Below are 7,255 nucleotides of genomic sequence, written 5' to 3' on the forward strand. Positions count from 1 at the left end.
CGCGAGCTCGTAGCCGAGCGTCCGCAGCGCGAGCGTCAGCTCGCTGTCCTCGGTGATCGCGGCGCGATCGTAGACGTCGCCCGCGACCCCGGGGAGCCGGCTACCACGCTCCCGCGCGACCTCCTCAAGCGCTTCGCGCCGGATCAGCGCGGCGGTGCCTGTGAGCACGCTCGTACGCCGGGTGACGTCCACCTGGACGCCGTAGCGTTCGTACTCGTTGGCCTGGCAGCCCTGCAGGTATCCACGAGGGGACTCCCCCTCGAACACCCCACCGACCGCGCCAAGGCTGGGCCGGGAATCGAGGAGACGCAGCCCGTCCTCGACGAACCGGGGCGTAATCGTCGTGTCGGCGTCCAGCACCAGCACCAAGTCGGTCCGAACGCGTCGCAGCGCCTGGTTCAGGGCTCCGGCCTTGCGGTCGCGGTTGCCGCTCGTCTCGACGACATCTGCGCCATGGGCGCGGGCAACGTCCGTGGTGGCGTCACTGCAGTTGTCCGCGACAACGACCACGCGGCCGGGGCGCAGCGTCTGGTCCGCCAACGACCGCAGTGTGCGCGGCAGCGCCTCCTCTTCGTCGTGGGCGGGCACCAGGACCGTGACTCGTGGTGTGATCGGGCCTGCGGCCGAACGGGCCGCCGACCCCCGAGACGTCATCGCCCTTCCCTCTGAGCCCTGCGTCGCAGGACGCGGGCCGTCATCACCAGCGCGAGGCCCGCGACAACCAGCGTCCACGCCCCGATCACCATGTACGTCGAGGCGACCGCGCCGGTCATGGCAAGTGCGCCGCCCGACTGTGCCACTGCCGACTGATACATGTGACTCCTCCTTGTGGTTGGTGGAGCCCCACCGTCGAGCCAGCCGAGGCACGGCACAGACCCATACCTGCGTATGGGGTACAGGGGAGACCGGGGTCGGGTGCACATACCCAGCGGACTGGGCGCGATGTCCCGTCTACCTGTGGGCCGATCGAGGGCAGCACCCAGTGGGCTGATCGATGGGTCGCGGAGATTTCGAACCCGGTCCTGGTGCACGTCAGAAACATCTGGTTCTGAAGCCCTCGGGGTGTGCTGCTCGTCGAGGCACACCCCCGTGGACCTCGCGGCGTTCCAACGTCGGGACACCGACGTGCCGCGCAGATTCAGGCGCCCGCTCACGTCGTCGCGTGAGAACTTTCCTTACTGACTCAAGCGCGCGGCTCCGCCGCGCGGGCTCGGCCTCCCGTGCTCCGCTACCGATTCAGCGCCCTCCCATGTCCCCACCTCCACGAGACGACGCGCTGGGGGCGCAACCGGAGGCTTACCGCCGCGACCACCAGCGGACGCCGGCGGACGCCAACCCGCAGAACAACAACGAACCGAGACCAATGCGCGGCGTCGGATTGCCTGCGGGACGAAGAGGTCGCAGGTACAAGTCCTGTCACCCCGACCACCAGAGAGGCCCTCTGATCAGCGGAAACCCTAGCCAGGGGGCCTCTTGCTCTGCCTGCTGAGGCCCGGGAACGGTCGTGGGGGCTCGGCTGGGGGCCCGCGCGCACGCGGTGACGGGTGGCGTACCGACCCACGTCCGGGGAGAGTCGCTGCGCGATCTGCAGACCAAGCCCTCCCTCGCCGGCAAGCGGTCGTCGACGTTCGGTGCCGAGCGGAGATCATGGTCGGCGACGTCCAGGAGCCGGACGGTCGCCGGTCGCCGGTCCGGCGAAGGACGCTAGCGCCCCAACCGTCAGCACGCGCGGCGAAACCCCCCGGCTACCTGCGAGGCCGCCGCGTGCCCTTCGCCACGTGCCCTTCGGGATGCGAGCCACGAAGACCCGTGGAAATGTCCCGGCCCGACGCAGAAGTGCGTTTTGCTGTGAAGTTCTGTTTCCTGAACGAAAAGGAGATTGTCGTGAGCATCATCGGGTGGATCCTCATCGGGCTCATCATGGGAGCGATCGCCCGGGCCATCGTTCCGGGGGCGCAGAAGGGCGGCTGGATCGTCACGCTGCTGCTCGGGATCGTCGGCGCGCTCGTGGGTGGGTTCATCGCATCGGCTGTCTTCGGCACCAGCGTGAACGACGAGTTCTTCGACCTCGGCACGTGGGGCTTCGCTCTCGTCGGGTCGATCATCGTCGTGGCGATCTGGTCGTGGGCCACAGGTCGCAAGCACGCCTGACTCTCCGTCGCTCGCCCCCTGCGCGTCACGACCCGCGCAGGGGGCGAGTGCCGCAGTCCTGGGTCCGGCCGCGCGCCAGGCCGAGATACTGATCTCGATCGGCGACAGCGTCGCCATGCAGGCCCACTACGGCGAGCCCGACGTCGACGGAAGGGATGACGATGCGCGGACGTGCGGTGGTCTCGGGCTGGAACGGGTTCATCGGGCACCGGCTGGTGGCCGACCTGACGGAGCGCGGGTACGACGTCGCCCGCGTGGGGCGCACGGGTCCCGAGGCCCGCTGGGGCGACCCCGCGGCGCTGGCCGCCGTCGTCGACGGCGCCGACCTGGTCGTGAATCTCGCGGGCAAGAGCGTCGGCTGCCGGTACACCGAGGCGAACCGCGACGAGATCCTGCGCTCGCGGGTCGCCACCACGCGGGCGCTGCACGAGGCGATCGCGGCGGCCACGGCGCCCCCACGACTGTGGCTCAACGCGAGCACCGCCACCATCTACCGGTACGCGGCGGACCGACCGCAGACCGAGTCCGACGGCGAGCTCGGCACGGGCTTCTCCGTGGACGTCGCCCGCAGCTGGGAGCGCGAGCTCTTCGCCGGCGACCTGCCCGGCACGCGCCGCGTGGCGCTGCGCATGGCGATCGTGCTCGGCGGACCGGCGTCCGACCTGCTGGCCCGGATCGCGCGGCTCGGCGTGGGCGGGCCGCAGCACGACGGCTGGTGGTTCCCGCACCGCCGCTACCGCGGCATCGGCGACGAGCCGACGGGCGGCCCGGGGCCGGTCCACCGCTCGGGCGGCCGGCAGAAGTTCTCGTGGATCCACGTCGACGACGTGCTCGCCGCGATCCGGTTCCTCGAGTCCCACGACGAGCTCGGCGGGCCGGTCAACCTGTCCGCACCGCACCCGAGCGACAACCGCACCCTCATGGCAGAGCTGCGCCGCGCCGTCGGCATGCCGGTGGGCCTCCCGACCCCGCGCTGGCTGCTGGAGCCCGCGCTCTGGGCGCTCCGCAACGAGTCCGAGCTGGTGCTCAAGAGCCGCTGGGTGCTCCCGGAGCGGTTGACCGCCGCCGGCTTCGAGTTCTCCTGGCCGCAGATGGGGCCCGCGGTCGCCGACGTCGTCGGACGCCGCTGACGCGTCCGGGCGGAGGGTCGCCAGCAGCGCGGAACTGTGGCACCGTCGGCCTCAGAAGCCCTCGTCCCCGCTGGTCAGGAGTCCACCATGCCCGCGTCGTCCACCGCACCCGTCGTCGTCGTCGGAGGCGGCCTGGCCGCCGCCAGGGCCGTGGAGGCCGTCCGCGAGCAGGACCCCGACGTCCACCTCGTCGTCGTCACCTCCGAGGGGCACCGCCCGTACGAGCGCCCGCCGCTGTCGAAGGACTACCTGCGCGGGCAGGCGGAGCCCGACGTCATCTACCCGCTCAAGGCGGGCTGGTGGGACGACCACGCCATCGACCTGCGCACGCTCACCACCGTCGTCGACCTCGCCCCGGCCGACCACGAGGTGACCTTCGCCGACGGCTCCACGCTCGGCTACTCGAGGCTGCTGCTCGCGACCGGCTCCACGCCCCGCGCGCTCCAGGTGCCGGGCCGGAGCTTCATCGGCGTGCACACCCTCCGGACGGTCGACGACGCGGACCTGCTCGCCGGCCTCCTGCTGCCCGCGTCGCTCGAGGGCGAGGGCAAGGTGGTCGTCGTCGGGGACGGCTGGATCGGCACCGAGGTGGCGGCGTCCGCCCGGATGCTCGGCCTCGACGTGTGCCTCGTCGGCCAGACCGAGCACCCCCTCCAGGCCACGCTCGGCCCGGAGCTCGGCTCCCTGTACGGGCGGGTGCACGACGAGCGCGGCGTCCTGCGCCACCGGGGCGACGTCGTCGCGTTCACCGGGGAGTCCGGCCGGGTCAAGGGCGTCGAGCTGGCCGACGGCACCCACCTCGAGGCCGACCTCGTGGTGATGGGCGTGGGCGTCACGCCCAACGTGGGCATCGCGTCGGCCGCGGGCATCGAGCTGCGCTCGCGCGACCTCGGCGGCGGGATCGTCGTCGACGGCACCCTGCGCACCTCCGCGCCCGACGTCTTCGCCGCCGGCGACATCGCGTCCGTCCCCTCACCGCACTACGGCCGCCCGCTGCGCGTGGAGCACTGGGCCGTGGCGCAGGACACGGGCGCGCACGCCGGCCGCGCGATGCTCGGCGACGACGCCGCCTACGACGTCCTCCCCTACTTCTTCAGCGACCAGTACGACGTCGGGATGGAGTACAAGGGCTACGTCGACCCGCGCGCCGGCGACACCGAGGTCGTGATCAGCGGCTCCGTCGACGACCGCGAGCTCGTCGCGTTCTGGCTGCGCGACGGCGAGGTGCAGGCGGGCATGGCCGTCAACGTGTGGGACCGCATGGACGACGTCGAGGAACTCATCCGCTCCCGCCGCCAGGTCCCCCGCGCCGAGCTGGAGGCGTTCACGGGCTGACCGTCGCCGGGCCGACTGCGGGGCGGCCGAGGGCGCGGACCCGCCAGCCGGCGGCGGCCCAGCGGTCGGCGTCGAGCGCGTTGCGACCGTCCACGACGACGCGGCGCGCGGGCTCGAGGGCCGCCGGGTCGAGGTCGCGGAACTCCTGCCACTCGGTGAGGTGCAGCACGAGGTCGGCGCCGGTGACCGCCTCCTCGACGGTGTCCGCGTAGCCCAACGTGGGGAACGTGCGCGCGGCGGTGGCGTTGGCCCGCGGGTCGTGCACGCGCACGTGCGCGCCCTGCAGCTGCAGCTGGGCGGCGACGTTGAGCGCGGGCGAGTCGCGCACGTCGTCGGTGCCGGGCTTGAACGCCGCGCCCAGGACGGCGATGCGGCGCCCGAGCACGCTGCCGCCGCACTCCTCGACCGCCAGCGCGACGGCGCGCGACCGGCGCCGCATGTTGATGGCGTCGACCTCGCGCAGGAACGTCAGCGCCTCGTCGACGCCGAGCTCGCCGGCGCGGGCCATGAGGGCACGGATGTCCTTGGGCAGGCAGCCGCCGCCGAAGCCGAGGCCCGCGCTCAGGAACTGGTGCCCGATGCGGGCGTCGTGCCCGATCGCGTCCGTGAGCGCGACGACGTCGCCGCCGGCGGCGTCGCACAGCTCGGCGATCGCGTTGGCGAACGAGATCTTCGTGGCGAGGAACGCGTTCGCCGCCACCTTGACCAGCTCGGACGTGGCGAGGTCGGTGACGAGGAACGGCACGCCGGCGTCGACGACGGGTGCGTACAGCTCGCGCAGCGCCTTCTCGTGCCGCGGGTCGGCGACGCCGACGACGATCCGGTCCGGGCGCAGCGTGTCCTCGACGGCGCGGCCCTCGCGCAGGAACTCCGGGTTCCACGCGACGCCCACCTCGACCCCCGCGCGGGCGAGTCGGTCGGCGAGCGCCTGCAGCCCGGCCGCCGTGCCCACGGGGACGGTGGACTTGCCGACGAGCAGCGCGTCGCCGCGCAGGTGCGGCACGAGCGCGGCCACGGCGGCCTCGACGTGGCTCGTGTCCGCGGCCATCGAGTCCCGGCGCTGCGGCGTGCCGACGCACACGAAGTGCAGGTCCGCGAACGCGGCCGCCTCCGCCGCATCGGTCGTGAACCGGAGGCGCCCGGCGGCGGTGTGCCGCTCGACGAGCCCCGCCAGCCCGGGCTCGTAGAACGGCAGGCGCCCCGCGGCCAGGTCGGCGATCTTCGCCGGGTCGGTGTCCAGGCCGAGCACGTCGTAGCCCAGCTCGGCCAGGCACGCCGCGTGCGTCGCGCCCAGGTAGCCCGTGCCGATCACGGTGACGCGCGTGGGCTCGGGCACGGCGGCGTCGGCTGCGGTCCCTGCGATGGTCGTGGCGGTGGTCGTGATGGCGTGCGTCATCGGTCCTCCAGGGTGAGCAGGGCGGGCTCGAACGGCAGGGGCCGGTCGAGGTCGGTCAGGAGCGCGCCGGGCACGTCGCGGGGCGCCGGTCGGAAGGCGTACACCGCGGCGAGGCGGGCCCGGGCGGCGGTCGCCCAGGGCCGCAGCGCGGCCGGGTCGGAGCCGGAGCCGTGGCCGTAGCCGTCGACGAGGGCGCGGGCCACGCGGGCAGCGCGGGCGGGCGGGCACAGGCCCTGGTGGACGCGCAGCTCGAGGTGCACGAGCAGGTTGGCCAGGTCGAGCGCCGGGTGCGCGACGGCGGCGAGGTCCAGGTCGAGCAGGCCGACGCGCACCCCGCCGCCGGTGACCGCGTCGTCGTCGACGTGCACGAGCAGCTGCTTGTCGTGCAGGTCGCGGTGCGTGAGCACCGCGGGGCCCGCGGGGGCGGCGGCCAGCGCGGCACGCACCCGCCGGACGACGGCGTCCGCGGCCGCGTCGGTCGTCGCGCCGTGGGCGGCGGCCAGCCCCCACCAGCGGGCGACGACCGCACCCTCGGCCTCGGCGTCGTGCGCCACGAGGCCCGACCGCGCCGCGTCCTGCAGCAGCCGCAGCCCGCGCCCGACCGCGCGCCCCGCTTCGTCGAGCACGAGGCCGGGCACGGGGTCGAGCCCGCCGTCGGGCACGTCGGGCTCGCGCAGCAGCTCGTGCAGCGTGCGCCCGGGCAGCGCGGTGGTGGTGACGAACCCGTCGCCGCGGCCCACGACCTCCGGGGTGGCGAACGCCGCCGACGGCACCGCCACGTCGGCGGCCTCGCGCCCCGGCCGCGTGACCTTCGTGTACGTGCCGGAGGGGTCGCGCACCACGCCGCGTCGTCCCGAGCGGTGCGCGACGAGCGTCGCGCCGTCCCGCACGCGCGCGGCGAGCGACGGCAGGTCCGGGTCGGCGCCGTCGGGCTGGAGCACCAGCCCGCCGCCGGCGACCTCCCGCGCCCGGGCGTCCACCCGGACGGCGAGGCCCGCCGCCGTGCACGCGTCGGCGTCCCAGCGGCCGGCGACGACCCGGCCGTCGGCCTCGGTGCCGACCACGAGCAGGCGGTCCGCCCGCCGCGGGACCACGGCGGAGAGCCGCCGGCCGTCGTCGGCGAGGACGTCCGCCAGCGCGCACGCGACCGGCGCGTACCTGATCCGTCCCGCCGGCGGGACCGTGCCGTCCGTCGCGGTGGACGTCGCGGGCATGGCGGGCGGTGCGGGCACGGCGGGCGCCC

General features: G+C 74.3%; 6 protein-coding genes. 3 read left to right on the top strand and 3 right to left on the bottom strand.

The genetic code is table 11. The annotated features are described in order from the left end of the window. Positions 1 to 654: glycosyltransferase family 2 protein (locus ACFWEK_RS16565; RefSeq protein ID WP_430554744.1), on the bottom strand; the 654-nt coding region annotated here is incomplete at its 3' end. Between the two features lie 1,230 nt (positions 655 to 1,884). Between ACFWEK_RS16565 and ACFWEK_RS16570 the strand changes: the two genes are divergently transcribed. From ACFWEK_RS16570 to ACFWEK_RS16580, 3 genes are all read left to right on the top strand, one after another. Beyond that, positions 1,885 to 2,151, top strand: coding sequence for a GlsB/YeaQ/YmgE family stress response membrane protein (locus tag ACFWEK_RS16570; RefSeq protein WP_429766673.1), 267 nt, complete (start codon positions 1,885 to 1,887; stop codon positions 2,149 to 2,151). 161 nt (positions 2,152 to 2,312) lie between these two features. Further along, complete coding sequence (locus ACFWEK_RS16575; protein ID WP_430554745.1) at positions 2,313 to 3,281, top strand: epimerase; 969 nt, start codon at positions 2,313 to 2,315, stop codon at positions 3,279 to 3,281. Positions 3,282 to 3,368: 87 nt separating this feature from the next. Beyond that, complete coding sequence (locus tag ACFWEK_RS16580) at positions 3,369 to 4,616, top strand: NAD(P)/FAD-dependent oxidoreductase (RefSeq protein ID WP_430546109.1); 1,248 nt, start codon at positions 3,369 to 3,371, stop codon at positions 4,614 to 4,616. Here ACFWEK_RS16580 and ACFWEK_RS16585 read toward each other — a convergent pair. Next, positions 4,606 to 6,012: a UDP-glucose dehydrogenase family protein gene (locus tag ACFWEK_RS16585; RefSeq protein WP_430554746.1), complete on the bottom strand. Its 1,407-nt coding sequence runs from the start codon at positions 6,010 to 6,012 to the stop codon at positions 4,606 to 4,608. The two genes, ACFWEK_RS16580 and ACFWEK_RS16585, sit on opposite strands and share 11 nt — an antisense overlap. Then, the coding region (locus ACFWEK_RS16590; protein WP_430554747.1) for a hypothetical protein at positions 6,009 to 7,255 on the bottom strand (1,247 nt) is incomplete at its 5' end. The genes ACFWEK_RS16585 and ACFWEK_RS16590, both read right to left, overlap by 4 nt.

It is taken from the genome of Isoptericola sp. NPDC060257 (assembly GCF_042726645.1).
Lineage (GTDB): Bacteria > Actinomycetota > Actinomycetes > Actinomycetales > Cellulomonadaceae > Isoptericola > Isoptericola nanjingensis.